This window comes from Microvirga sp. 2YAF29, from assembly GCF_052114605.1.
In the GTDB taxonomy this organism is placed as follows: domain Bacteria; phylum Pseudomonadota; class Alphaproteobacteria; order Rhizobiales; family Beijerinckiaceae; genus Microvirga.
In genome coordinates, this window is the sequence record NZ_JBFRFB010000003.1 from 61,572 (window position 1) to 85,459 (window position 23,888).

Here is a 23,888-nt window from a genome sequence, read left to right on the forward strand (position 1 = left end):
GGCGCAAGTGTAGCTTATTCGCCCGGCTGAAGCATCGTCTCGGGACGGACGATCGCGTCGAAGTCTTCCGACGAAACGCCGGCCTTGAGGGCCTCTTCCTTCAGCGTCGTGCCATTCTTGTGCGCGGTCTTCGCGATGTGGGCCGCCTTATCGTAGCCGATGGTCGGCGCGAGAGCGGTCACGAGCATGAGCGAACGGCCCATCAGGTCCTGCAGGCGCTCGCGGTTCGGCTCGATGCCGACGACGCAGTTATCCGTGAAGCTGATCGCACCGTCCGCGAGCAGGCGGATCGACTGCAGCACCGCGTTCACGATCACTGGCTTGAACACGTTGAGCTCGAAATGGCCCTGGGAACCTGCGAAGGTCACCGTAGTCTGGTTGCCGGCCACCTGGCAGCACAGCATCGTCATGGCTTCGGCCTGGGTGGGGTTCACCTTGCCGGGCATGATCGACGAGCCGGGCTCGTTCTCTGGTAGCGAGATCTCGCCGATGCCGGAGCGCGGGCCGGAGCCCATGAGGCGGATGTCGTTGGCGATCTTGAACAGACCCACGGACAGGGCCGCGAGCGCGCCGTGCGTGTAGACGAGGGCATCGTTGGAGGCGAGCGCCTCGAACTTGTTGGTGGCCGAGGTGAAGGGAAGAGCGGTGAGCTCCACCACCTTCGCGGCGAAGCGGTCGGCGAATTCCGGATGGGCGTTGAGGCCCGTGCCGACGGCGGTGCCGCCTTGAGCAAGGGCGTAGATGCCGGGCAGCGTCTGCTCGATACGCGCGATGCCGAGCTTCACTTGCGTCGCATAGCCGGAGAATTCCTGGCCGAGCGTCACGGGCGTCGCATCCTGAAGGTGCGTGCGGCCGATCTTCACGATGTCCTTGAACTCTTCCTGCTTGGCTTCGAGCGCCTTCAGCAGGTGCTTGAGGGCGGGGAGCAGGCGGGCATCAATCTCGCGCGCCACGGCGATGTGCATGGCGGTCGGGAACACGTCGTTCGACGACTGGCCCATGTTCACGTGGTCGTTCGGGTGAACCGGCTTCTTGCTGCCGCGCTCGCCGCCCAGGCGCTCGATGGCGAGGTTGGAGAGAACCTCGTTGATGTTCATGTTCGACTGGGTGCCCGAGCCGGTCTGGTAGACCACCAGCGGGAACTCATCGTTGTGCTTGCCCTGCACCACATCGGCAGCGGCGGCCGAGATGGCCTCGGCCAGCTTCGCGTCCAGCTTGCCCAGGTCCTTGTTCACGAGGGCGGCAGCCTGCTTCACGATGGCCAGCGCATGAACGAGGGGCAGCGGCATCCGGTCGGTGCCGATCTTGAAGTTCTGCAGGGAGCGCTGCGTCTGGGCGCCCCATAGTTTGTCGGCGGCGACTTCGATGGGGCCGAAGGTATCTGTTTCGGTACGGGTGGGCGACATCCTGACCTCTTTCGATGGAGTTGGGTGTTCTTATCTCAAATGGTGGCGCTCGCAACATCGAAGGCGCATGGAGGCTATGTAAAATCGGATGAGCGACCTACTCGATGCTCCCTTGTTTCGCCCGCCCGTCCCCAAGCCGCTCCAGGAGCCGCCGGGGCTGTTTTCCTTCCTCCGCGCCGTGCGCCGAAACCCCCTGACCACCTGGACGGAGCGCCATTTCAGCGAGCCCGTCATCGAGGGCGAGGGAGTGCTCGGGCGCATGATGGTGGTGAACGATCCTGCCATCATACGCCATGTGCTCCTCGACAATGCCGCCAATTACCGGAAGGACGACCTTCAGCTCCGTGTGCTCGCGCCCGGCTTGGGCAGAGGTTTGCTGACGGCGAAAGGGGAGGAGTGGCGCCTCCAGCGCCGCACCATCGCGCCCCTGTTCACGCCCCGGACTGTCGCAGGCTTCTTCCCCGCCATGGTCGAGGCGGCCGAGCGCCTCATCCGCCGCTGGCAAAGGCGGCCCGAGGGGCGGGAGGTCGATATTTCCGTGGAGATGACTCGCGTGACCCTGGACGTCCTGGAGCGGACGATCTTCACGCAAGGCGTGGCCCGCGATCCCGATGCCCTGGGCCGTGCCATCACGCGCTATTTCGAGGGCCTGGGCCGGGTCGATCCCGTCGACATCTTCGGCCTGCCGGATTGGGTGCCCCGCATCGGGCGCTGGCGGGCAAAGCCTGCCATCCGCTTCTTCGAGGATCTGGTGAGCGAGCTCATCCGCAACCGCAAGGAATTGCTCGCGAAGGGCGAGCCTGCGCCGCGCGATCTCCTGACCCTGCTGCTGGAGGCGGCGGACCCGGAGACAGGCAAGGGGCTGAGCGACGTTGAGGTCGGCGCCAATATCGTCACCTTCATCGGGGCAGGCCATGAAACCACGGCCAATGCCTTGTCCTGGTCGATCTATCTCCTTTCGCAGGACGAGCGGGCACGCGCACGGATCGAACGGGAGGTGGACGAGGTTCTGGGTGACAGGCCCTTCGAGCCTCAGCATGTGGAGCGCCTCCTCTATACGAGGGCCGTTCTCGACGAGGCCATGAGACTCTACCCGCCGGCGCCATTCTTAAGCCGCGCGGCCATCAAGGACGACCGGATCGGCAAGCTCGACATCACGGCCGGGACCATGATCACCGTCTCTCCTTACGTGCTCCACCGCCACAGGACACTCTGGGATGAACCCGATGCCTTCAGGCCCGAACGCTTCCTGCCTGAAGAGAAAGCGAAGATCGACCGCTTCGCCTATCTGCCTTTCGGAGCAGGGCCAAGGGTCTGCATCGGCGCGAGCTTCGCGCTTCAGGAAGCGGTGATCGTGCTGGCAAGCATCGTGCGGTCCGTCCGGTTGGATTTGAAGGAGGGCCACGAGGTTCGGCCCCTGCACCGGATCACGTTGAGGCCGGAGACGGGGATCCCGATGCGGCTGAGGAGGCGGCGGGGTACGGATCTTCAGCAACTTGTATAAGTGAGGTTATCGGGGCGCGGCTTATCATGAAGTGTTGGTTCACTGAATAGGATCTCAACTTCACTTGCTGTGCCACCAGTCGATGCGCCAACCTCTCACTGCCGAGAGCAAGACGAATGCGATATAGGGGATGACGATCCAAAAAGGGTCGGCTGTGGGATACCATCGCGCAGGTGCTGCATTCAGAAGGGCGACCCCAATTCCCAGAAAGATAATCGCCGTTAGCGAAAAGGCCCCTTTGCTGACGACTCGATGACGCCCGTCGTAAGGATGAATCCCGCGCTCGCCTCTCCAGAAGGCGATGGCCAAGGCCGCGCACATGACAAGCGGCATAATGTTAGAAAATAGGCCCTGTCGATGCATCCAGAAGGCCAGGATCAGGACGGATGCTGTGATCCCATACCATGAGCGCTGCTGGGCCTGATCTTCCGAAGGAACAGGCTTGCTGAATTCTTTGATCATATCCCAAAGGCTGCCCACGCCTTAGCTCCGTGATATTTTATATCGCAGCGTAAACGGATGAGGGCCTAGGGGAAAGGGATAAGTGAACGCATTGCACTGGAGCAAGCCAGGCAAAATTAGGGGACGAGAGGGAGGGCCTTGGCGCTCTATGAATGGAATTAGTTCTTCTTGCGGAACGCGTCGAGGCTGACGACTTCGGCGGTGCCGGGCGTGCCTGTGTCCTCGGCGTCTTCATCTGAATCGTCGGACATTTCCATGTCGGACATCTCCGCCGCAGGAGCTGGGGCGTTTTCGGGGGCAGGCTTCTTTTCAGGCGCGGCTTTGCGGGGCTGCTTCAACTCCACCGGCTCGGAACCGCCACGGATCGGCTGCGGGGCCGGCGGCGCCTCGATGATGTCGTCGCCTTCATCCTCTTCCTGTCCATCGAACTTGAGGCCGAACTGGACTGAAGGATCGAAGAAGCCGGTGAGCGCATCGAACGGGATCAGCAGCCGCTCGGGCACGCCCGAGAACGAGAGGCCGACCTCGAAGGTGTGCTCGGTGACGTTCATGTCCCAGAACTGGTGCTGGAGGACGATCGTCATCTCCTGAGGATATTTCTCGCGCAGGCGGTTCGAGAGGCGAACGCCAGGGAAATCCGTCTGGAAGGAGATGTAGAAATGGTGCTCGCCGGGCAACCCGTCTTTGCAGTCGATCAGTACTTTGCGCACGACGCCCTTCAGCGCCTCTTGCACCAGAAGATCGTAGCGGATCAGGTCTTTACCGGCCATATGCGAGCCCTTGCAGAAACAAAAGTGGAGGCTTCTGTTGCCAGGTGCCTCCGGACCCCGCCTAACAGTGCTACCCGCTAGGACTTTGAGTCGGTGTTAGGGACCGCTTACGCAGCCACTGCAACCGGAGCATAGTTGTCGTTGGCAACTATTGAATCGGCCCGATATCGGCGGAACCATGCCGAGCAAAAGTCTACCCTTTACGCCCTCGTCGATCCTATTTCGCCCCCGCCGAAACCCAAGGCTCAGCTTAGGTTTTGGTGGAGGCGCCGGGTACCGCCCCCGGGTCCGATGGGTTTATTCCGATAGCCGTTTATCGCCATAGCCGATCTTGCGACCGGCATACCCAATATAGGTGGCGCGGACGGAATTTGAAAGAGCGGGGATAACCCCAGCCGGAGGTAATTCCGACTCGGAGCGAGGAAACCGCTGCCCTATAATTAGTTCAGGAGCACCTCATGCAAGCCTATCACGACCTTCTGCGCCGCATCATGGACGAGGGCGTCCGCAAGGACGACCGGACCGGGACCGGGACGATTTCCGTATTCGGGCATCAGATGCGGTTCGACCTCAGCCAGGGCTTCCCGCTGGTGACGACCAAGAAGCTGCATCTGCGCTCCATCATCCACGAACTGCTCTGGTTCCTGAAGGGCGACACCAATATCCGCTACTTGAAAAAGCACGGCGTCTCCATCTGGGACGAATGGGCCGACGAGCACGGCGATCTCGGACCTGTCTATGGCAAGCAGTGGCGCTCCTGGGCAAAGCCCGACGGCGGCACGGTGGACCAGATCAAGTGGGTGCTCGATGAGATCCGCCGCAACCCCGATTCCCGCCGCCTCATCGTCTCCGCCTGGAATCCGGCTGATCTCGACAAGATGGCGCTCGCACCCTGCCATTGCCTGTTTCAGTTCTACGTGGCCGAGGGCAGGCTCTCCTGCCAGCTCTATCAGCGTTCGGCGGATGTATTCCTGGGCGTTCCGTTCAACATCGCGTCCTATGCGCTGCTCACCCATATGATGGCGCAGGCCACCGGCCTTCAACCGGGCGACTTCGTGCATTCATTCGGGGATGCGCATCTCTACCTGAACCATCTGGAGCAGACGCGCCTCCAGCTCTCGCGGGAGCCGCGCGCGCTGCCGAAGCTGCGCCTCAATCCCACCGTGCGGTCGCTCTTCGACTTCACCTACGACGACATCACCATTGAGGATTATGATCCGCACCCCGCCATCAAGGCTCCTGTCGCGGTGTAGTCTTCATGAACAGGCGTGAGGCTATCGAAAGCGCCGTTCGGATACTCGCCCCGCGCATCCCGCGCCATGAGTTCGAATCCGTCACCGACCACGCCCTGGGAAGCCGTGGCCTCCACACCGCATCCCCAGAAGCCGCAGCCTGGCTCTCGATCACGGCCTATATCCGGCACAGGCTGACCGATTACGACAGCCTTCTCGACGAGGGCTATGATGTGGACAGCGCCCGCTTCTTCGTTCTCGAAGACATGAACGCCATCCTCGATGAATGGGGCTCTCCCCGCCGCGTCGAGCCCGAGGAGGAGACGGAGTGATCTCGACAGGCCCTTTCGCTTCGGTCACAAGCGTCTCATGACCCTCACCATCCGCAAAGCCGAAGAGCGCGATGCCGCTCTCATCCTATCCTTCATTCGCGAGCTCGCCGAGTACGAGCGTCTGGCCCATGAGGTCGATGCCTCCGAGGCCGACATCGCCAAGGCACTCTTCAGTCCGCAGCCACGGGTTTTTGCCGACATCGCCGAATGGAACGGCGAGCCCGCTGGCTTCGCCCTCTGGTTCTACAATTTCTCCACCTTCCGGGGCCGCCACGGCATCTATCTGGAAGACCTGTTCATCCGGCCCGAATATCGCTCGAAAGGGCTCGGCAAGGCGCTGCTGCAGCATCTCGCGAAACGCTGCATCGCGGAGGGCCTGCCACGGCTCGAATGGTGGGTGCTGGACTGGAACGAGCCGGCCCTGAAGGTTTATCGTTCCATTGGCGCAGTTCCCATGAACGAATGGACTGTGCTGCGGGTGACAGGCGAGGCGCTGGAGAAGCTGGCTGAGGGGTAGATATTGAGCCTTAGGTAGTTATAATAATTGTTATAATCATTTCTGCTGCGGAGGCTTCCTATGTCTGTTGAGGTCAAGGTCACCCAAGTTGGCTCCTCCTTGGGAGTCGTGCTTCCGAAATCTGTGCTGGAGCGCTTGAAGGTCGGGAAGGGCGATCATCTCCATGTTGTCGAGACGCCGAGTGGCATCGTTCTGACGCCGCTCGATCCTGAGATTCAAGAGCAATTGCGTGCCATGGATGAGGTTATCGTCGAGTATCGCGAGACGCTTGAAGCTCTCTCCAAATGACGACCGAGCCCAGGTGGGTCCATCGGCAGGCGTTGCTTCTCAAGCATGCCGAGTCCCTTCGTCTTTTCGGTGGCGCTGAAGGGCTGCGGGATGAGGGCATGCTCGACTCCGCGCTCACACGACCGGTTAATGCATGGTCTTATCGAGGCGAAGCCCGCATCCCATATCTGGCAGCGGCGTATGCCTTCGGCCTAAGTAAGAACCATCCCTTCATCGATGGAAATAAGCGAGCTGCTTTTATCGCTTATGTCGGTTTCCTCAAGCTGAACGGCTTCAATCTCATGGCGTCGCAGCCCGATGCCTACCAGACCATGATCGCCCTTGCCGCCGGTGCTATGACCGAGGAAGAGTTCGCGATATGGATTGAGCGCAATTCGTCGCCACGGTAATCTAATGACCCTTCCCCTCATCCTCGTCGTCGCCGCCGCAGAGAACGGTGTGATCGGTCGGGACAACCAGCTTCTCTGGCGGATCAGGACGGACCTGAAGCGGTTTCGCGAGCTGACCATGGCTAAGCCCATGATCATGGGCCGCAAGACCTTTGAATCGATCGGCAAGCCGCTTCCGGGGCGCGAGACCATCGTGATCACCCGGGACCAGGGCTTTTCGTCGCCGGGCGTGCATGTTGTCCACAGCTGGGATGAGGCGGTGGGGAAGGGCGAGGAACTGGCGCGCCAAATGAAGGCCGATGCGGTCGCCGTCGTGGGTGGAGCGGAGATTTATCGGCTGGCGCTTCCCCAAGTGCAGAAGATATACCTCACGCAAGTCCATGCCGCACCCGAAGGCGATGCAGTATTTCCTTCTGTCGATCGTTCACTTTTTCGAGAAAAGTCTCGGGTGGACCATGGCAAGAGCGCGGATGACGAGCACGCGTTTACCTTTATTGATCTCGAAAGGCGTTGATCGCCCGGTTAAGCTTGACGAAAGCTCTTCGAATCCCCAATTCGCAGGCTTGACAGGCGGAAGAGGCACAACCGACAACCGTCTTGAGTTTCCATCGGCTTTTCCGGCCGGACTTTCGTAAGTGAGGAATGGCATCCTATGCCTTGGAGTAACCAAAGCGGCGGCGGTGGCCCGTGGGGGCAACGTGGCGGATCTGGCGGTGGCGGTAAGAGCCCTTGGGGTTCCGGCGGCCCGCAGGGCAACGGAACGCCCCCGGATCTTGAAGACATTCTCCGCCGCAGCCAGGATCGCCTGAAGGATTTCATCCCCGGCGGCTCGATGGGCGGCAAGGGGCTGATCATCCTCGTGCTCGGCGTCATCGCCGTGTGGCTGCTGACGGGCTTCTACACCGTGCGGCCCAACGAGGTCGGCATCAACATGGTGTTCGGCAGGTATGCCAGCACCAGCGGCGAAGGCCTTCGCTATAACTATCCTTACCCGATCGGCCGGGTACTCAAGCCCGATGTGACTAGGCAGCAACGCGTGGAAGTGGGGTATCGCTCCACGGCGACGGGCCAGGGCCGTGCCCGCGACGTGATCGAGGAGAGCCTGATGCTCACCGCCGACGAGAACATCGTCGATATCGATTTCGATGCGGTCTGGCAGATCAATCCCGCACGTCCGCAGGATTACGTGTTCAACCTTCAGAATCCCGACGGCACCATCAAGTCCGTGGCCGAAAGCGCCATGCGCGAGGTCATCGGCCGCCGCAACATCCAGGCCATCCTGACCACCGAGCAGGCCAGCATCTCCCAGGAAGTGCGCCAGATCATGCAGGATGCGCTTGATACCTATCGTGCCGGCATTCTCATCAATGTGGTTCAGCTCCAGGCTGTGCAGCCGCCGGCGGATGTACGCCAGGCCTTCTTCGACGTGAACGCGGCCCAGCAGGACGCGGTACGCGTGCAGAACGAAGCAGGCGCCTTCGCGAGCCAAGTCGTGCCTCAAGCTCGCGGTGAAGCGGCTCGCACCGTCCAGCAGGCGGAAGGCTATCGCGAGCAGTCAGTGGCCGATGCCACCGGTCAGGCCGCGCGCTTCAGCCAGGTTTATGAAGAATACCGCAAGGCTCCCGACATCAGCCGCGAGCGTATCTTCTTGGAGACCATGGAGCGCGTCTTCGGCGGAACCGAAAAGATCATCGTGGATCAGAAGGGGCAGGGCATCGTTCCGTTCCTGCCGCTCGGCCAGCTTCAGTCCCAGCCTCAAGGCAGCCCGAATACCAACACCAATAATCAGGGAGCCACGCGATGAACGGCACGACCCTTCGCACCGGCCTCCTGATCCTTGTGGGTCTGGTCGCAATCGCCCTTTACGCCTCGATCTTCATTGTGCAGCAGACCCAGTATGCGCTGGTGCTGCGGTTCGGCGCGGTGCAATCGGCCATTTCCGAGCCCGGCCTGAAGTTCAAGCTGCCGCTCGTGGATAACGTCACCTATTTCGAGAAGCGCGTGCTCGATCTCGACCTGCCGGTCCAGACGCTCCTGTCGGCTGACCGTCAGAACCTCGAGGTGGATGCCTTCACCCGTTACCGGATCGTCGATCCCCTGCGGTTCTATCAGGCCGTGGGCAGCATTCCCCTCGCTAATCAGCGCCTTTCGAGCTTCACGAACTCGGCCATGCGTAACGTGCTCGCCAGCGCCTCGCGCGATGCTATCGTCCGCACCGAGCGCCCGCAGCTGATGGATCGTATCCAGGAGGATGTGAACCGGCAGGCAACCAGCCTCGGCATCGAAATGATCGATGTGCGTCTCACCCGCGTCGATCTGCCCAACGCCAACAGCCAAGCGGTCTACAAGCGCATGAATACCGAGCGTGAGCGCGAGGCGGCCGACCTTCGTGCAAACGGCAACCAGCAGGCGCAGACGATCCGCGCTCGCGCCGAGCGTGAGGCGACGGTCATCCGTGCCGAGGCGAACCGCCAGGCCGAAGAGCTGCGCGGTCAGGGCGACGCCGACCGCAACCGCATCCTCGCGGAGGCTTTCGGTAAGGACCCCGAGTTCTTCGCTTTCTACCGCTCCATGCAGGCCTATGAAGCCGGCCTGAAGGGAACGGGAACACGCTTGGTGATCAGCCCGGATTCCGAATTCTTCCGCTATTTCAACGGGTCGGTCAGCAGGCCCAACGGCGGAGCCCCTTCAACCCCGGCTCCGCAGCCGGCTCCTGCACAGTAAGACCTGATGTTGGACTTGATTGCAGCCCTCGGCCTCGCTCTCGCGGTCGAGGGCATTTTGTTTGCAGCCTTCCCAGACGGCATGCGGCGCGCCATGTATGAGGCCGCCCACAGCCCTAGCGACCGCATGCGGCTCGTAGGCATCCTTTCCGCGCTGGTTGGCGTCGGCATCATCTGGCTGGCGCGCTGGCTTGGTTGAGAGCGCATCCTCGGATCGGGGCCACGGCCCCGCTTCCGCCGCATTCGGCGCTTGAATGGCGAGCAAGAGCGACAATCTATATTCCATTCTCCAAGAGAGGATCTTCGATGAATCAAGCCACGAACGCGCTGGCGCTTTCCGGGACTGCGCCGTTTCAGCGTCCCTTGCGCCGACTGGCCGCATCCTGCTTTGCGGTCCTCACCATTGTCGCAACAGCGATGCCGCTGCCTGCCCTTGCCCGTTCGGCCCCGGAATCCTTCGCCGATCTGGCGGATGAGGTGACCGGCGCCGTGGTCAATATCTCCGCCTCGACCACCGTCGAGGCCAAGAACCGGACCCTGCCTCAGTTGCCTCCTGGCACGCCCTTTGAGGATTTGTTCGAGGAATTCTTCAATCGGCGTGGCCAGGGCGGCAATAATGACAACGCCCCCTCCCGCCCGCGCAGCTCGAACTCGCTGGGTTCAGGCTTCGTGATCGATCCTTCGGGCATCGTCGTCACTAACAATCACGTGATCGGAGACGCCAACGACATCAGCGTGATCTTCTCCGACGGCACGCGCCTCAAGGCCGAGATCGTCGGAAAAGATTCCAAAGTTGATCTGGCGGTCCTGCGCGTGAAGTCGGACAAGCCCCTCAAGGCGGTGAAGTTCGGCGACTCCGACGCTCTGCGTGCGGGCGATTGGGTGATGGCCATCGGCAACCCGTTCGGCCTCGGCGGCTCCGTCACGGCGGGCATCGTCTCCGCTCGCGGCCGTAACATCGAGTCCGGTCCCTACGACAACTACATCCAGACCGATGCCTCCATCAACAAAGGCAACTCGGGCGGTCCGCTGTTCAACATGAACGGCGAGGTGATTGGCATCAACACGGCCATTCTCTCGCCCACCGGCGGTTCTGTGGGTATCGGCTTCGCCGTTCCGGCCTCGACCGCGGTGCCGATCATCGATCAGCTTCGCGAGTTCGGCGAAACCCGCCGCGGCTGGCTCGGCGTGCGCATCCAGAACGTGGATGATGCGACTGCCGAGGCTCTGAATCTCGGCTCGGCCCGTGGCGCGCTCATCGCCGGCATCGACGACAAGGGACCTGCCAAGCCGGCGGGCCTTGAGGTCGGCGACGTGATCGTCAAGTTCGACGGCAAGGACGTGAAGGATTCCCGCGATCTGCCGCGCATCGTGGCGTCCTCACCGGTCGGTAAGGCGGTCTCCGTCGATATCGTCCGCAAGGGCCAACCGCAGACGAAGCAGGTGACCCTGGGCCGCCTTGAGGACGGCGAGAAGCAGGCCAGCCTGCAGCAGCCACCAGTTGAAGCACCCACGGTGACCCGTCAGGCGCTCGGCCTCAACATGTCCGGCATGACAGACGAGCTCCGTCGCCGCTACAGCCTTAAGGACGACCTGAAGGGCGTGGTGATTACCCGCGTCGATCCCAATTCCTCGGCCTCCGACAAGCGGATCCAGGCCGGTGAGGTGATCGTCGAGGTCAACCAGGAGCCGGTGACGAACCCTGCCGACGTGACCAAGCGGATTGACGACCTGAAGTCGCAGGGCCGCAAGTCCGCCCTACTGCTGGTGTCGAACCCGCAGGGCGAAGTTCGCTTCGTGGCCCTGACGATCGAGTAAAAGCTTCTACAGCCAATCAGAGAAGGCGGCTCTCGGGCCGCCTTTTTTGTCGCTACGCCACCGTTCTAAATAAAGAACGTTTCGATTGACATAAAGGTATTCGTTCGTCATGTGAGGGAGGCCAATCCTGATGCGGCTTCGCTTGGGTCGCCGCAAATCCTCATGGATCATCATGTCGCAGCTTGTCTTTCCTGTTCCTGACGCTCTGAAATCCTCCGCTCGTGTGAATGCCGAGACTTATGAGCAGCTATACCGGTACTCCATCGACGATCCGGAAGGCTTCTGGCGTGAGCAGGCCTCGATCCTGGACTGGGCGCAGCCCTTCACGCAAGTGAAGAACACGCGCTACTCGCCGGGCGATGTCGCTATCGAGTGGTTCGCGGACGGCAAGCTGAACGCTTCCTATAACTGCCTCGACCGCCATGCGGCCGAGCGTGGCGACGATGCCGCGATCCTGTGGGAAGGCGACACGCCCGGAGATCGCAAGCGCATCACCTGGAAGGAGCTTCACGCCGAGGTGTCGAGGCTTGCCAATGCGCTCAAAAAGCTTGGCGTGAAGAAGGGCGATTTCGTCAGCATCTATCTGCCGGTCATCCATGAATCGATTGCCGCGATGCTCGCCTGCGCCCGCATCGGCGCGGTGCATTCGGTGGTGTTCAGCGGCTTCTCGTCGGAAGCTCTGGCGGGCCGTATCGAGGATTGCCGCTCGCGGGTTCTCATCACCGCCGATGAGGGACTGCGCGCGGGCAAGCATGTGCCGCTCAAGAAGAACGCGGATGCCGCGCTGCAGAATCTGCCCTTTGTTGAGCATGTGCTCGTCGTGCGCCGAACGGGCGTCGATGTGCCGATGACTGAGGGACGTGACCGCTGGTATCACGAGGCGCTCGCCGAAGTGGATGCGGAATGTGAGCCTTCCGCGGTCGGCGCGGAAGATCCGCTCTTCGTGCTCTATACCTCCGGCTCCACCGGAAAGCCGAAGGGCATGCTGCACACCACGGGTGGCTATCTCGTCCATGCGGCGGCGAGCTTCCGCGCGATGTTCGATTATCGCCCCGGCGACATCCATTTCTGCACGGCGGATGTGGGCTGGGTCACTGCTCACACGTATCTGATCTACGGTCCGCTCGCGAACGGCGCAACCATCGTGCTGTTCGAAGGCGTGCCCACATGGCCCGACATGTCGCGCTGGTGGCAGATCATCGAGCATTACAAGGTCAACATCTTCTACACTGCACCGACCGCGATCCGCTCATTGATGCGCGACGGCGAAGCGCCCGTGCGCAAGCACGACCTGTCGAGCCTGCGCGTGCTGGGTTCGGTGGGCGAGCCGATCAATCCTGAAGCCTGGCTCTGGTATCACGATGTTATCGGCGGCGGACGCTGCCCCATTGTCGATACCTATTGGCAGACGGAAACCGGCGCCGTGCTCTTGTGCCCACTGCCCGGCGCGATGAGCCTCAAACCGGGCTCCGCAACGAAGCCGTTCTTCGGCGTGCGCCCGGCATTGCTTGAAAGCGATGGCACCGTCGTCGAAGGCGAAGGCAAGGGAAATCTGTGCTTTGCCGATTCATGGCCCGGTCAGGCGCGCACGATCCTAGGGGATCGCGAGCGCTTCCTGAAAACCTATTTCAGCGCATTTCCGGGCTACTATTTCACCGGCGACGGCGCGCGCCGGGACGAGGACGGCTATTACTGGATCACGGGACGTCTCGACGATGTCATCAACGTGTCCGGCCATCGTCTTGGCACCGTGGAGGTGGAGGCTGCCATCGCTTCTCATCCATCCGTCGCGGAAGCCGCCGTCGTAGGCTTCCCGCACGAGATCAAAGGCCAGGGCATCTTCGCTTTCGTCACCTTGAAGGAAGGTATTTCCGAAACGGATGGGCTGCGTCGCGATCTCATTCAGACCGTGCGCACCCGCATCGGCCCCATTGCCACGCCCGACCGCATTGAATGGGCGCCGCAATTGCCGAAGAACCGTTCCGGCAAAATCCTGCGCCGCATTCTCACCCGCATCGCCGCAGGCGATTACGAGAACCACGGCGACACATCCACCGTCGCCGATCCGGCGGTGGTTGCGGAAATCGTCAGGCGGATTCAGGCCGAGGCAAGGGCCTGACGATCTCGTCGTCGCGATAGCCCTGCGCGTAAAGCAGCGTGAACAGATCGGTGTGCTCGATCTTGGCATGAGCCGCCGCAGCGACAGCAGGCTTGGCGCGGAAGGCGACACCCAAACCCGCTTCTCCCAGCATGGCGAGATCGTTGGCGCCGTCGCCAACGGCCATGGTGTCGGGCGCGGCGAGGCCGAGCTCCTTGCGCAGCTCGACCAGCGTCGCGAGCTTCGCCTCGCGGCCGAGGATTGGTTCCTCGACAGTGCCTGCGAGTTTCTCGCCGTCAAAGATCAGGTGGTTCGAGCGATGCTCGTTGAAGCCGATCTTCGCGCCGATGGGGCCGGTGAACAGGGTGAAGCCGCCCGAGACGAGGCACGCATAGCCGCCATTGGCGCGGATGGTCTGCACCAGTTCCGTGCCACCCTCGGTCAGCGTGATGCGCTTTTCGATGATCTCGTCCACGACGCCAACCGGGAGGTTCTTCAGAAGCGCCACGCGCTCGCGCAGGGCCGGTTCGAAGGCGATCTCGCCCCGCATGGCGCGTTCGGTGATTTCCGAAACCTCTGCCTTGAGCCCCACGTAATCGGCGAGCTCGTCGATGCATTCCTGCCCGATCATGGTGGAATCCATATCCGCCAGGAACAGGCGCTTGCGCCGGTGGGCGAGGGGCTGCACCACGATATCGACCTGCTGGTCGCCGAAGGGCGCCTCAAGCAGGTTATAGACGCCCTTGATGGAGCCCGGATCGGGGAAGATCAGGTCCTCTGCGATTCCGCTTGCCAGAACGGAGCGTTTTGTCTCTGGTCCGAGCAGCATTGCTGCAAGGTCTATTCTTGCCGGGTCGAGCCCGATATCCGGGTTCGCAACGAGGGTCGCAACGAGAAGATTCTGGGAGGACGCCATGAGGAGACCGGATTGTGAGTGACGATGGGATCGGTGCGGTTCTCATTGCAGGACCGACCGCTTCAGGCAAGTCCGCATTGGGCATCAAACTGGCGCAGGCCTTGAACGGCGTGGTGGTCAATGCCGATTCCATGCAGGTCTACCGGGACCTTCGTGTCATCACCGCCCGCCCCATGCCCGATGAGGAAGCCCAGGCTCCCCACCGACTTTATGGCCATGTAGACGCCGCCGTGAACTTCTCCGTCGGGCGCTACATGACTGACGCCATTGGCCTGCTGAACGAGATCGAAGGAAAAAGACTGCCGATCTTCGTGGGCGGGACAGGGCTCTACTTCAAGGCGCTCACGGATGGGCTCTCCGACATGCCGGCGGTGCCGGATGAGATCCGCGAAGACATTCGCCGTGAGAGCGAGGGACTGGAAACGCCCGAACTTCACCGGCTGCTGGAGGAGCGCGACCCGGAAACCGCCCGAACCCTTCGTCCCTCCGACCGCCTGCGCATCCAACGCGCGCTGGAAATCTTCGCCGCGACGGGCCAGCCGCTCGTCTCCTTCCACGGAAGCCGCCAGCCGGGTCCCTTGAACGGGAAGCGTCTGATCAAGCTCTTCCTCTCGCCCGAGCGGGACGAGCTGCGCCGCCGCATCGACAACCGGTTCCTATCGATGATGGAGCAGGGGGCCCTCGATGAGGTGCGCGCGCTCGGCGAACGAAATCTCGACCCCATGCTGCCGGCCATGCGGGCCCATGGCGTGCCTGGCCTGCTCGGCTATCTGCGCGGTGAGATTTCCCTGGATGAAGCCGTCGTCAAAGGGCAGGGCGATACGCGCCGTTATGCCAAACGCCAGTTTACCTGGTTCCGCCACCAATTGCCGGATTGGGAATGGGTGGCGCCGGAAAAGGGTTATGAGGCAGCAATGCAGATTCTAAAGGTAAGGCCTTAGGCGAAGTATGTGTCCCACATGAGGTTTCGGAAGAGAAGCCCCGGATCGTAATGCCGCTTCCGGGCCACGAATTCCTGGGAGCGAGAATATGCTGCCTCCAACTGATCTTTCCTCGCGTGAAGGCGATAGGGCAGGTAGAAGCTGCCGCCAATGGCGATGACTCTGTCGATGAGTTCTTCCGTCATACGCATCATGTCCGCTTCCGCACCAGGCCGCAGCTCCTGCGCGAAGGACATGACCGCCGCGATCCGGGCGGTCGGCGCGAAGGCCAGTACGCTCCCGCGATCCGCATCCACATAGCGGAAGGTGATGTTGAGCAGTTCCTGCTCGGAGCGCGGAATCACATCGCGACAGGCCTCGAGGAAATCGAAAAGGCGCTCGGGCGGAATGAAATATTCGTGGAGAATATCCGTCCGCCGTTGGGAGTTGCTGGCGAGATTGGACACCGGCTCGTTGAGCAGTGCGTTGCGCGTAAACGTTCCTGACGCGATGGCCGGCGCGGCCACCGTTTCAGCGAACCAGCGCATCTTCTTGCCGGTCTCCCATCCGGTCTGCGCCCGGTAAATCTCGCGCGTCAGGAGCGCCATGCCGCCGCCGGTTTCGGCACGGGGCAGATTGGAGCCCTGCGAAGGCTGCTCACTGAAGGACACCACGAGTGCTTCCTGCAGGAAGTTGGAGCGCGCCACCGAGATGCGGCCATAGGCCATGCGGGTCTTGGGGTCTTTAACCGCCAGCAGGAACCGCTCTGCGAGGTCCCGGCTCGTGGCAGCCGCAAAGGAAGGCTTCAGGAGGGTATTGGGAACCATCTCCGCTTCCACTTCCACGATGACGCCGAATAGGCCATAGCCGCCCATGCACAGCGCGAACAATTCCTGATTTTCCTCTCTGGAACAGGTCAGCAGGGTGCCATCCGCGAGCATAAGGCGAATGGACCGGGCGGTGGAGCCGAAGGGGCCGTATGGCACGGGCCAGCCGTGGGCATTGACGGAAAAGGTGCTGGCAACGCCGAAGTCATGGTTGGATTGCATGACGGCGGGAGAGAAACCGATAGGATCGAGCGCCGCGATTACATCGCTCCAGCGTGTTCCCGCGGCCGCCCTGAAAACACGGCGCTCCGTGTCAGGCGTGCAGGCCGCTGGGGCAAGGCTGATGGCGGTGCCGTTGCGCGGGAGGCTTTGGCCACCCATCGAGTGCCGCGCTGCGCCTACGGCGAGAGGTCTGCGGGTAGCGGCGGCCTCCTTCAATTCCATGCGGAGCCGCTCGATAAAGGACGCCTCTTGCGAATGGGCTCTCCAGTGCTTGGCAACCGGGGTGGGATTGAGCTGGCTTGCATCATTGAGCACGAGGCGCGGCTCTGCCAAGGAGCGTCTGGGCGAGCCCAGGCTTAAGGCTGCGGCTCCGCCGTAGGCCAGGAACGTGCGTCTGGATATCTTCTTCATGGCGTCGGTTATACTGTTCGACACCAGGAGAGAAAAGATCCGTTAGTTGAACGCGACGGCGTCCATCAATGCCCCGGAGCGCCCGTGAACATCTGGTAGAACGTGATGAAGATCTCGAACACGATCAGCAGCACGATGATCAGTTCGAGGCGCAGCGAGCGCTCCGTATCGATGATGTCGGTAAGCGCCTGGGCCGTATCGCCCAGCACTTCCAGTTTGTTGTGAAGGGCTGTGGCGCGCTCTTTCAACTCGTACTCATCCTCGAGGCGAGCATAAAGGCGCTCGAGATCCGGGCGATCCCAGAGCACGTCGGGCTTTTCCTCCACCGCGACGCCGCCAGACATGCGCTGGCGCACGAGGAGAGCATGGCCAACCTGCTTCATGATCCGGCGCCGGTCGCGCGGACGACGGCCGTTCTGGGCAAGGTGCTGAACCGAGGGCTCTACCAGCTCGAAGGCGGCCGTCGCCTCGCGCTCGTCGCGGGCGAGCGTCGCGCTTTTCGATAGGGCATCGGCAATCACGATCAGCCGCTCGGTGGAGAGCTTCTTGACGTAGATCGGGCCGCCCGGAGGGATCTGATCGTCACGCTCGGGCGAGATTTCGATGATCGCAGTTTCTTCCTCATGCCGCGCGAACTCGCCCTTGATGCGCTGGCGCAGGCCCCTGATGACCTCGTCTTCCTCGATTGGGGTCAGGCCCACCAGCACTGCCACGCCATAGCGGAACAGGGCCACGAAGCCTTCCTGCCCGGCCCGGAAGGCGAGGGGGGTGGTGGAGAGAACGTCGCTGCGCTCCAGACCGGCTACATCAAGGCGGTCCCCCAGCAGGAGGGCGCGGGCGGTAAGGCGTTGATTTTGCATCGGAACGCCGGTCGAGGAGAGAGTATCGGACATGGTCATGCGACTAAAATAGGGTGCATACCTTATAAGCTAGGCTTCATTCTGCCAACCAGACCCCGCTTGACCGGTTGAAATGGATCATATAGCTTCTGCGCAACTTTTGAACCGAGAACCGCCAAAATGCGCAAGCTTATTCTCGTAGTACGAACGCCATCGACGGAGCGGGATTGATCCCCGCAGGTCCGGCGATGGCGCACAGGCCCCCTCAGGGGCCTTTTTTATTGCCCAAATTACCAGAACAACGCAGACACTAAGCACTTAAAGACCCGACGGAGCGAAGACCATGAGCGAGACGATGACCGGCGCCGAAATGGTGATCCAAGCCCTGCAGGACCAGGGAGTCGAGCATATCTTCGGCTATCCGGGTGGCTCGGTCCTTCCGATCTACGATGCGCTCTTCCACCAGGACAAAGTGCGCCACGTCCTCGTCCGTCACGAGCAGGGCGCGGTTCACGCGGCGGAAGGTTATGCCCGCTCATCCGGCAAGCCGGGCGTGGTGCTGGTGACCTCGGGCCCCGGCGCTACCAACGCGATCACGGGCCTGGCCGATGCCATGATGGACTCGATCCCGCTCGTCTGCATCACCGGTCAGGTGCCGACCCATCTCATCGGCACGGATGCCTTCCAGGAATGCGACACGGTCGGCATCACCCGCCACTGCACGAAGCACAACTATCTGGTCAAATCCATAGAGGACCTGCCGCGCGTTCTGCACGAGGCCTTCTATGTGGCCTCGAACGGGCGTCCCGGCCCGGTGGTCGTGGACCTGCCGAAGGACATTCAGTTCAAGACCGGGACTTATGCGCGTCCTTTAAGCAACCAGCACAAGACCTATCGCCCGACCGTTAAGGGCGACATGGAGCACATCCGCGCCGCCATCGAGTTGATGGCGAATGCCAAGCGTCCGGTGTTCTATACCGGCGGCGGCGTCGTCAATTCCGGCCCCAATGCCGCGGCGCTGCTGCGCGAGCTCGTGCAGCTCACGGGCTTTCCCATCACCTCGACCCTGATGGGCCTCGGCGCTTTTCCCGCGTCCGGCAAGGAATGGCTCGGCATGCTCGGCATGCACGGCACCTACGAGGCCAATAACGCGATGCATGAATGCGACGTGATGATCAATATCGGCGCGCGTTTTGACGATCGCATCACGGGACGTCTCGATGCGTTCTCGCCGTATTCCAAGCGCATTCACGTGGACATCGACCCGTCTTCCATCAACAAGACCGTGAAGGTGGACATCCCGATCGTCGGCGATTGCGCGCATGTGCTCGAAGACATGGTGCGCCTGTGGCGCCAAGGCGCAAAGCAAGCTGACAAGGTCGAGCTCAAGGAATGGTGGGACAAGATCGAGGGCTGGCGCTCGCGCAACTGCCTCGCATTCCGCAACTCGACGGAGACCATCAAGCCGCAGCACGCGATCCAGCGTCTCTACGAACTCACCAAGGATCGTGAGACCTATATCACCACCGAAGTCGGCCAGCACCAGATGTGGGCGGCCCAATATTACAGGTTCGATGAGCCGAACCGCTGGATGACCTCTGGCGGCCACGGCACCATGGGTTACGGCCTACCGGCAGCCGTCGGCGCGCAGCTCGCACATCCCGATGCGCTGGTGATCGACATCGCCGGCGAAGCCTCGATCCAGATGATGCTGCAGGAAATGTCGACGGCCCTGCAATACGGCCTGCCGATCAAGGTGTTCATCCTCAACAACGAGTACATGGGCATGGTGCGCCAATGGCAGGAGCTGCTGCATGGCGGGCGCTACTCGCAGAGCTATTCGGAATCGCTGCCCGATTTCGTGAAGCTCGCCGAGGCCTATGGCGGCGTCGGCATCCGCTGCGACAACCCGGGTGAACTCGATGCGAAGATCCTCGAGATGATCAACGTGAAACGCCCGGTGATCTTCGATTGCCTCGTCGACAAGACCGAGAACTGCTTCCCGATGATCCCATCGGGCAAGGCGCATAACGAGATGCTGCTCAACGACTATCTCGGCGAGACCGGCGCCGATCTCGGCTCGGTCATCGACGAGAAGGGTAAGATGTTGGTTTAAAGAGGAGAACCCCTCTCCCTTGTGGGAGAGGGGCAGGGGTGAGGGAATGCCGCTTCATGGTTAGAGAGCCGCGCCAATTCGCACGCAGCCTTCGCAAGACGCTCACGTCTGCGGAAGATGTGCTGTGGCAGGCTCTGCGTGGGAGGCGTTTCCAAGGCCTCAAGTTCAAGCGGCAGGTACCGTTCCTGAACTACACCGTCGATTTTCTCTGCGTGGAGCGGAGACTGATCGTCGAGGTCGATGGCAAACAGCATGACTGGTACGCAGAATATGATGCTCGCAGGACTGAAGAGATCGAGCGTCATGGTTTTGCGATCATTCGAGTCACCAATGATGATGTGATGAACGATTTGGATTCTGTTCTGATGAGGATCGCGCAGGCTGTGGTGCCTTCTGAAACCTCATTCCCTCACCCCTGGCCCCTCTCCCACACGGGAGAGGGGGAAAGCGTCTGACTATGTTAACCCTCGTCATCGCCAACAAGTGCTACTCATCCTGGTCGCTGCGTCCTTGGCTGCTGCTGAAGCAGCTTGGGGTCGCGTTCGACGAGATCACGATTCCGCTCGATCTTCCCGACACCAAAGAGAAGGTCCTCAAGCACTCGCCTGCCGGCAAGGTGCCGATCCTCATCGACGGCGATGTGACGGTTTGGGAGAGCATTGCGATCATGGAGTATGTGGGCGATGCGCTCGGCAAACCTGTCTGGCCGCAGGATTCCAAGGCGCGCGCCATGGCGCGCTCGGTCGCGGCTGAAATGCATTCGAGCTTTCAGGGCTTGCGCAATGCCTGCCCGATGAATCTCGGAAAGAAATATGCGCGCAAGGATCGCGGCGAGGCTGTAGCGCGGGATGTGGCACGCTTCTCCGAAATCGTGCGCCAGGCGCGTGAGGGCTTCGGGACGAATGGGCCGTTCCTGTTCGGCCAGTTCTCGGCGGCGGATGCCATGTTTGCGCCGCTCGTGACGCGGCTCGACACTTATTCCATCGAACTCGATGCAACCACGCAAACCTACGTGGACACGATCCTCTCGCTTCCGGCCTTCAAGGAATGGCGTGCTGCCGCGCTGAAGGAAAGCTGGATCGTCGATGCCGACGAGGTCGATGAGGAAGCAATCGAGAACTATCGCAAGGCACCTTGAGGCCAAGGATCATTCGGGAACAACACCATGCTGCAGATGAAAACACATTACCCCGATGCCACCCGCGTCGAGCCCGTCAACCGGCACACGCTCGCCATCATCGTCGATAACGAGCCGGGCGTTCTCGCCCGCATCGCGGGCCTGTTCTCGGGACGCGGCTACAACATCGAGAGCCTCACCGTCACCGAGACGGAGCATGAAGCGCATATTTCCCGCATCACCGTTGTGACCACGGGAACGGACAGCATCATCCAGCAGATCAAGAGTCAGCTGGAGCGCCTCGTTCCCGTACACCGCGTCGTCGATCTTACGCTGACCGGCGAAGCGGTGGAGCGCGAGCTGTGCCTCGTGAAAGTTGTCGGCAAAGGCGATCACCGCGTCGAAGCGATGCGGCTTGCTTCCGCCTTCGGCGCACGCACGCTGGACGCGACGCTCACCTCGTTCGTCTACGAACTCACCGGCACGACGGATGAGGTCGAGCGCTTCATCAAGCTTATGACGGCGGTCGGTCTCGTCGAAGTGTCGCGCACCGGCGTCGCCGCCATGGCGCGCGGCGCCGAGGGGGTGTGATCGTTATCCCCTGAAGTCGTTTTCTTGCAGAAATGCTTCCTCCTCCGGTGTCGTCTCTCTTCCAAGGATGACGTTGCGATGGGGGAAGCGGCCGAAGCGGGTGACGATGTCGCGATGGTGGCGCGCCCACTTGGCGGAATCCTCGTTGAGGGATTCGTTGAGGGTCACCGAGCGTTCCTGGGCCTGCAAGGACTCGGAATGCATGAAGGGCAGGTAGAAGAAACGGCGGAACTCCGGTTCCACCTTATGGTCGAACCCTCTCTCGATGGCGCGGTCAGCGACCATTACGGCGACGGGGTCGGTCTTGTAGGTCTCGCGCTGCGCCCGGAACATGTTTCTCGGGAACTGATCGAGAAGAAGAATAACGGCGAGCGCACCTTCCGGGGTAAGCTCCCATTCGTTGAGGTCGCCCCTCGCGGCGGCCTCGTAGGTCGGCAGGAAACGGTCCCGGCAGGTTTGGTCGAAGGCTTCATCCTTCGAGAACCACTTCTCGGGTCCGGCTTCCCGCCAAAAGGCAAGGACTTCATCGGCGGTGGCGAGGCGTTCCATACGGCTTGTCCTTCGGGAAGTGAGTGCTGGATACCAAACTAGAGCGTTGGAGGGCGGTTTGCACTCTCCACCCTCGGAGCGATTGTAGGATCAGGCAGGGCACAGAGCCATTTCGGGCGATTGCCGTTCTTTTCCTATAAAGGACGACTTGCCAGCGCAGTTTTGTTCGCTAAAAGCGGCGTTGAACAAGATGAATGTTGCGCAAAGGCCTCAGGCTCCGTGCAATGCCAACGAAGACGGGGCGGAAGCCCCCAGACACAAGGGACTAGAGCATCATGCGCGTGTATTACGATCGCGACGCCGATATCAATCTGATCAAGGGCAAGAAGGTCGCCATCGTCGGCTATGGCAGCCAGGGCCATGCCCATACGCTGAACCTCAACGATTCCGGCGTGAAGGACATGGTCGTGGCCCTGCGCAAGGGCTCGCCCTCCGCGGCCAAGGCCGAGAAGGCCGGCATCAAGGTCATGGAAGTGGCCGAGGCCGCCAAGTGGGCCGACGTGGTCATGATGCTCACCCCCGACGAGCTGCAGGCCGACATCTACCGCAACGACCTGCACGACAACATGAAGCAGGGCGCGGCGCTGCTCTTCGCGCACGGCCTCAACGTCCACTTCAACCTCATCGAGCCCCGCAAGGACCTCGACGTGCTCATGGTCGCCCCCAAGGGCCCCGGCCACACGGTGCGTTCCGAGTATCAGCGCGGCGGCGGCGTGCCGACGCTCATCGCGATCCACCAGGACGCCACGGGCAACGCCCATGACATCGCGCTGTCCTACGCTTCCGCCAATGGCGGCGGCCGCGCCGGCATCATCGAGACCACCTTCAAGGAAGAGTGCGAGACCGATCTCTTCGGCGAGCAGGTCGTGCTCTGCGGCGGTCTCGTCGAGCTCATCAAGGCCGGCTTCGAGACGCTGACCGAGGCGGGCTACGCTCCCGAGATGGCCTATTTCGAGTGCCTGCACGAAGTGAAGCTGATCGTCGACCTCATCTACGAGGGCGGTATCGCCAACATGAACTACTCGATCTCGAACACCGCCGAATACGGTGAGTACGTGACGGGTCCGCGCATCATCACGGCCCAGACGAAGGCCGAGATGAAGCGCGTTCTGGAGGACATTCAGTCCGGCAAGTTCACCCGCGACTGGATGCTCGAGAACAAGGTCAACCAGACCTCTTTCAAGGCCGTGCGCGCCCGCAATGCCGCGCACCCCATCGAGGATGTCGGCACCCGCCTTCGCGACATGATGCCGTGGATCAAGGAAAAGGCTCTGGTCGACAAGAGCCGGAACTAAGTCTGACAGCAGACAGCAAAAAGGGGCGGATCATTCCGCCCCTTATTTTTTTTGTGATTGGGTCAGTTGAAGGAAAAATCGGCAGCCTTCAGGCCGCGTAGCCCAACAGGGCCGTGACGGCAATGAGGAAGCATAGGGAATGGCCCAGTCTGGGCTTGCGGCGCTTCCAGAAATGGAAAAGGCCCATGCCGGCCGTGAGCACGAACACGAGCGCCCAGATGCCCCTGGCAACGTGATTGAGACTCGTCACGCCATCGAGCAGGGCGCCTGATGTCAGGCTTTCCAGAATCCAGAGACCCGCGAAGAGAACGGCCGTACTCGTCCAGCCGTAATTGCGCCAGGTTTCCGGCAACCCGGCCATGGTCGGGTCCTTCGGAGCCTGTTCGTCGAGGGAATCGTCCGTGTCGAAATAGGCGTAAGACCGCCAAGGCTTCTGCGGCATAATTCACTTCCGTAATGATATATATTGGCAAATATCATTACGGAAGCCTGTTGCCACCTATGGGAACAGAGAGGAAAAACGGTCGAAATGCAGGATTACTGCCG

At 61.6% G+C, this 23,888-nt stretch carries 26 protein-coding genes and 1 other RNA gene; 18 read left to right on the forward strand and 9 right to left on the reverse strand.

The genetic code is table 11. The annotated features are described in order from the left end of the window. Positions 1-14: 14 nt before the first annotated feature. Positions 15-1,406, reverse strand: coding sequence for a class II fumarate hydratase (gene fumC, locus AB4Y85_RS04985; protein ID WP_441983762.1), 1,392 nt, complete (start codon positions 1,404-1,406; stop codon positions 15-17). 88 nt (positions 1,407-1,494) lie between these two features. Here fumC and AB4Y85_RS04990 point away from each other — a divergent pair, with 88 nt between their 5' ends. Next, the gene (locus tag AB4Y85_RS04990) at positions 1,495-2,910 is read left to right on the forward strand and encodes a cytochrome P450 (RefSeq protein ID WP_441983763.1); all 1,416 of its coding nucleotides are present in this window, start codon (positions 1,495-1,497) and stop codon (positions 2,908-2,910) included. A 60-nt stretch (positions 2,911-2,970) separates the two neighbouring features. Here the strand turns inward: AB4Y85_RS04990 and AB4Y85_RS04995 are convergent, their stop codons facing one another. From AB4Y85_RS04995 to ssrA, 3 genes are all read right to left on the reverse strand, one after another. Continuing rightward, positions 2,971-3,372 carry a hypothetical protein gene (locus AB4Y85_RS04995; RefSeq protein ID WP_441983764.1) on the reverse strand — a complete coding sequence of 134 codons (402 nt, stop codon included), beginning with the start codon at positions 3,370-3,372 and terminating at the stop codon, positions 2,971-2,973. Positions 3,373-3,530: 158 nt separating this feature from the next. Next, on the reverse strand, positions 3,531-4,142 hold the full coding sequence (locus tag AB4Y85_RS05000; protein WP_441983765.1) for an SspB family protein: 612 nt from the start codon (positions 4,140-4,142) through the stop codon (positions 3,531-3,533). A 23-nt stretch (positions 4,143-4,165) separates the two neighbouring features. Next, positions 4,166-4,523, reverse strand: a transfer-messenger RNA (tmRNA) gene (gene ssrA, locus AB4Y85_RS05005). A 77-nt stretch (positions 4,524-4,600) separates the two neighbouring features. Between ssrA and AB4Y85_RS05010 the strand changes: the two genes are divergently transcribed. The 11 genes from AB4Y85_RS05010 to acs all read left to right on the forward strand — a co-directional run bounded on the left by AB4Y85_RS05010 (position 4,601) and on the right by acs (position 13,560). Next, entirely contained in the window at positions 4,601-5,395 is a 795-nt protein-coding gene (locus AB4Y85_RS05010) for a thymidylate synthase (RefSeq protein ID WP_441983766.1), read from the forward strand. Between the two features lie 5 nt (positions 5,396-5,400). After that, entirely contained in the window at positions 5,401-5,706 is a 306-nt protein-coding gene (locus AB4Y85_RS05015; protein WP_441983767.1) for a DUF2293 domain-containing protein, read from the forward strand. A 37-nt stretch (positions 5,707-5,743) separates the two neighbouring features. Next, on the forward strand, positions 5,744-6,223 hold the full coding sequence (locus tag AB4Y85_RS05020) for a GNAT family N-acetyltransferase (RefSeq protein ID WP_441983768.1): 480 nt from the start codon (positions 5,744-5,746) through the stop codon (positions 6,221-6,223). A 60-nt stretch (positions 6,224-6,283) separates the two neighbouring features. Beyond that, a complete protein-coding gene (locus AB4Y85_RS05025) occupies positions 6,284-6,511 on the forward strand; it encodes an AbrB/MazE/SpoVT family DNA-binding domain-containing protein (protein ID WP_441983769.1) in 228 nt (75 codons plus the stop codon). Continuing rightward, a complete protein-coding gene (locus AB4Y85_RS05030; RefSeq protein WP_441983770.1) occupies positions 6,508-6,900 on the forward strand; it encodes a type II toxin-antitoxin system death-on-curing family toxin in 393 nt (130 codons plus the stop codon). Before AB4Y85_RS05025 ends, AB4Y85_RS05030 begins: the two co-directional genes overlap by 4 nt. Positions 6,901-6,904: 4 nt before the next feature. Further along, positions 6,905-7,414, forward strand: coding sequence for a dihydrofolate reductase (locus AB4Y85_RS05035; RefSeq protein WP_441983771.1), 510 nt, complete (start codon positions 6,905-6,907; stop codon positions 7,412-7,414). 138 nt (positions 7,415-7,552) lie between these two features. Continuing rightward, the gene (gene hflK / locus AB4Y85_RS05040; RefSeq protein WP_441983772.1) at positions 7,553-8,704 is read left to right on the forward strand and encodes an FtsH protease activity modulator HflK; all 1,152 of its coding nucleotides are present in this window, start codon (positions 7,553-7,555) and stop codon (positions 8,702-8,704) included. Next, positions 8,701-9,624, forward strand: a complete 924-nt coding sequence (gene hflC / locus AB4Y85_RS05045) for a protease modulator HflC (RefSeq protein WP_441983773.1) — start codon at positions 8,701-8,703, stop codon at positions 9,622-9,624. Before hflK ends, hflC begins: the two co-directional genes overlap by 4 nt. Positions 9,625-9,630: 6 nt before the next feature. Beyond that, positions 9,631-9,822: a DUF2065 domain-containing protein gene (locus AB4Y85_RS05050; protein WP_441983774.1), complete on the forward strand. Its 192-nt coding sequence runs from the start codon at positions 9,631-9,633 to the stop codon at positions 9,820-9,822. 107 nt (positions 9,823-9,929) lie between these two features. Next, the gene (locus tag AB4Y85_RS05055) at positions 9,930-11,441 is read left to right on the forward strand and encodes a DegQ family serine endoprotease (RefSeq protein WP_441983775.1); all 1,512 of its coding nucleotides are present in this window, start codon (positions 9,930-9,932) and stop codon (positions 11,439-11,441) included. 172 nt (positions 11,442-11,613) lie between these two features. Continuing rightward, complete coding sequence (acs, locus tag AB4Y85_RS05060; RefSeq protein WP_441984009.1) at positions 11,614-13,560, forward strand: acetate--CoA ligase; 1,947 nt, start codon at positions 11,614-11,616, stop codon at positions 13,558-13,560. On the opposite strand, the gene serB is transcribed toward acs, so the two are convergent. Further along, positions 13,529-14,455: a phosphoserine phosphatase SerB gene (gene serB / locus AB4Y85_RS05065; RefSeq protein WP_441983776.1), complete on the reverse strand. Its 927-nt coding sequence runs from the start codon at positions 14,453-14,455 to the stop codon at positions 13,529-13,531. The genes acs and serB overlap by 32 nt on opposite strands. A 14-nt stretch (positions 14,456-14,469) precedes the next feature. Between serB and miaA the strand changes: the two genes are divergently transcribed. After that, positions 14,470-15,396, forward strand: coding sequence for a tRNA (adenosine(37)-N6)-dimethylallyltransferase MiaA (gene miaA / locus AB4Y85_RS05070; RefSeq protein ID WP_441983777.1), 927 nt, complete (start codon positions 14,470-14,472; stop codon positions 15,394-15,396). Here miaA and AB4Y85_RS05075 read toward each other — a convergent pair. Both AB4Y85_RS05075 and AB4Y85_RS05080 read right to left on the reverse strand, forming a co-directional pair. Further along, complete coding sequence (locus tag AB4Y85_RS05075; protein WP_441984010.1) at positions 15,393-16,835, reverse strand: FAD-binding oxidoreductase; 1,443 nt, start codon at positions 16,833-16,835, stop codon at positions 15,393-15,395. The genes miaA and AB4Y85_RS05075 overlap by 4 nt on opposite strands. A 65-nt stretch (positions 16,836-16,900) precedes the next feature. Beyond that, positions 16,901-17,728 carry an RMD1 family protein gene (locus tag AB4Y85_RS05080; protein ID WP_441983778.1) on the reverse strand — a complete coding sequence of 276 codons (828 nt, stop codon included), beginning with the start codon at positions 17,726-17,728 and terminating at the stop codon, positions 16,901-16,903. Between the two features lie 289 nt (positions 17,729-18,017). Between AB4Y85_RS05080 and AB4Y85_RS05085 the strand changes: the two genes are divergently transcribed. From AB4Y85_RS05085 to ilvN, 4 genes are read left to right on the forward strand one after another with little or no spacing between them, the layout of a single operon-like run. Continuing rightward, entirely contained in the window at positions 18,018-19,790 is a 1,773-nt protein-coding gene (locus AB4Y85_RS05085) for an acetolactate synthase 3 large subunit (protein ID WP_441983779.1), read from the forward strand. A 56-nt stretch (positions 19,791-19,846) separates the two neighbouring features. After that, on the forward strand, positions 19,847-20,245 hold the full coding sequence (locus tag AB4Y85_RS05090; protein WP_441983780.1) for an endonuclease domain-containing protein: 399 nt from the start codon (positions 19,847-19,849) through the stop codon (positions 20,243-20,245). Positions 20,246-20,247: 2 nt separating this feature from the next. Next, positions 20,248-20,928 (forward strand): glutathione S-transferase family protein, encoded by a 681-nt coding sequence (locus tag AB4Y85_RS05095; protein WP_441983781.1) that lies wholly within the window; start codon positions 20,248-20,250, stop codon positions 20,926-20,928. A gap of 27 nt (positions 20,929-20,955) precedes the next feature. After that, complete coding sequence (ilvN, locus tag AB4Y85_RS05100; RefSeq protein ID WP_441983782.1) at positions 20,956-21,498, forward strand: acetolactate synthase small subunit; 543 nt, start codon at positions 20,956-20,958, stop codon at positions 21,496-21,498. Positions 21,499-21,501: 3 nt separating this feature from the next. Here the strand turns inward: ilvN and AB4Y85_RS05105 are convergent, their stop codons facing one another. Continuing rightward, on the reverse strand, positions 21,502-22,047 hold the full coding sequence (locus AB4Y85_RS05105; protein WP_441983783.1) for a DUF924 family protein: 546 nt from the start codon (positions 22,045-22,047) through the stop codon (positions 21,502-21,504). A 275-nt stretch (positions 22,048-22,322) separates the two neighbouring features. Between AB4Y85_RS05105 and ilvC the strand changes: the two genes are divergently transcribed. Next, positions 22,323-23,342 (forward strand): ketol-acid reductoisomerase, encoded by a 1,020-nt coding sequence (gene ilvC, locus AB4Y85_RS05110; protein WP_441983784.1) that lies wholly within the window; start codon positions 22,323-22,325, stop codon positions 23,340-23,342. Between the two features lie 88 nt (positions 23,343-23,430). Here the strand turns inward: ilvC and AB4Y85_RS05115 are convergent, their stop codons facing one another. Further along, positions 23,431-23,784: a hypothetical protein gene (locus tag AB4Y85_RS05115; protein WP_441983785.1), complete on the reverse strand. Its 354-nt coding sequence runs from the start codon at positions 23,782-23,784 to the stop codon at positions 23,431-23,433. Positions 23,785-23,888 lie beyond the last annotated feature (104 nt).

What these genes read in the sequence shown, in the direction of transcription:
- fumC (WP_441983762.1), bottom strand. Translation starts at nt 1,406, where the DNA reads ATGTCGCCCACCCGTACCGAAACAGATACCTTCGGCCCCATCGAAGTC.
- AB4Y85_RS04990 (WP_441983763.1), top strand. Translation starts at nt 1,495, where the DNA reads ATGAGCGACCTACTCGATGCTCCCTTGTTTCGCCCGCCCGTCCCCAAG.
- AB4Y85_RS04995 (WP_441983764.1), bottom strand. Translation starts at nt 3,372, where the DNA reads ATGATCAAAGAATTCAGCAAGCCTGTTCCTTCGGAAGATCAGGCCCAG.
- AB4Y85_RS05000 (WP_441983765.1), bottom strand. Translation starts at nt 4,142, where the DNA reads ATGGCCGGTAAAGACCTGATCCGCTACGATCTTCTGGTGCAAGAGGCG.
- AB4Y85_RS05010 (WP_441983766.1), top strand. Translation starts at nt 4,601, where the DNA reads ATGCAAGCCTATCACGACCTTCTGCGCCGCATCATGGACGAGGGCGTC.
- AB4Y85_RS05015 (WP_441983767.1), top strand. Translation starts at nt 5,401, where the DNA reads ATGAACAGGCGTGAGGCTATCGAAAGCGCCGTTCGGATACTCGCCCCG.
- AB4Y85_RS05020 (WP_441983768.1), top strand. Translation starts at nt 5,744, where the DNA reads ATGACCCTCACCATCCGCAAAGCCGAAGAGCGCGATGCCGCTCTCATC.
- AB4Y85_RS05025 (WP_441983769.1), top strand. Translation starts at nt 6,284, where the DNA reads ATGTCTGTTGAGGTCAAGGTCACCCAAGTTGGCTCCTCCTTGGGAGTC.
- AB4Y85_RS05030 (WP_441983770.1), top strand. Translation starts at nt 6,508, where the DNA reads ATGACGACCGAGCCCAGGTGGGTCCATCGGCAGGCGTTGCTTCTCAAG.
- AB4Y85_RS05035 (WP_441983771.1), top strand. Translation starts at nt 6,905, where the DNA reads ATGACCCTTCCCCTCATCCTCGTCGTCGCCGCCGCAGAGAACGGTGTG.
- hflK (WP_441983772.1), top strand. Translation starts at nt 7,553, where the DNA reads ATGCCTTGGAGTAACCAAAGCGGCGGCGGTGGCCCGTGGGGGCAACGT.
- hflC (WP_441983773.1), top strand. Translation starts at nt 8,701, where the DNA reads ATGAACGGCACGACCCTTCGCACCGGCCTCCTGATCCTTGTGGGTCTG.
- AB4Y85_RS05050 (WP_441983774.1), top strand. Translation starts at nt 9,631, where the DNA reads ATGTTGGACTTGATTGCAGCCCTCGGCCTCGCTCTCGCGGTCGAGGGC.
- AB4Y85_RS05055 (WP_441983775.1), top strand. Translation starts at nt 9,930, where the DNA reads ATGAATCAAGCCACGAACGCGCTGGCGCTTTCCGGGACTGCGCCGTTT.
- acs (WP_441984009.1), top strand. Translation starts at nt 11,614, where the DNA reads ATGTCGCAGCTTGTCTTTCCTGTTCCTGACGCTCTGAAATCCTCCGCT.
- serB (WP_441983776.1), bottom strand. Translation starts at nt 14,455, where the DNA reads ATGGCGTCCTCCCAGAATCTTCTCGTTGCGACCCTCGTTGCGAACCCG.
- AB4Y85_RS05075 (WP_441984010.1), bottom strand. Translation starts at nt 16,835, where the DNA reads ATGAAGAAGATATCCAGACGCACGTTCCTGGCCTACGGCGGAGCCGCA.
- AB4Y85_RS05080 (WP_441983778.1), bottom strand. Translation starts at nt 17,728, where the DNA reads ATGTCCGATACTCTCTCCTCGACCGGCGTTCCGATGCAAAATCAACGC.
- AB4Y85_RS05085 (WP_441983779.1), top strand. Translation starts at nt 18,018, where the DNA reads ATGAGCGAGACGATGACCGGCGCCGAAATGGTGATCCAAGCCCTGCAG.
- AB4Y85_RS05090 (WP_441983780.1), top strand. Translation starts at nt 19,847, where the DNA reads ATGGTTAGAGAGCCGCGCCAATTCGCACGCAGCCTTCGCAAGACGCTC.
- AB4Y85_RS05095 (WP_441983781.1), top strand. Translation starts at nt 20,248, where the DNA reads ATGTTAACCCTCGTCATCGCCAACAAGTGCTACTCATCCTGGTCGCTG.
- ilvN (WP_441983782.1), top strand. Translation starts at nt 20,956, where the DNA reads ATGCTGCAGATGAAAACACATTACCCCGATGCCACCCGCGTCGAGCCC.
- AB4Y85_RS05105 (WP_441983783.1), bottom strand. Translation starts at nt 22,047, where the DNA reads ATGGAACGCCTCGCCACCGCCGATGAAGTCCTTGCCTTTTGGCGGGAA.
- ilvC (WP_441983784.1), top strand. Translation starts at nt 22,323, where the DNA reads ATGCGCGTGTATTACGATCGCGACGCCGATATCAATCTGATCAAGGGC.
- AB4Y85_RS05115 (WP_441983785.1), bottom strand. Translation starts at nt 23,784, where the DNA reads ATGCCGCAGAAGCCTTGGCGGTCTTACGCCTATTTCGACACGGACGAT.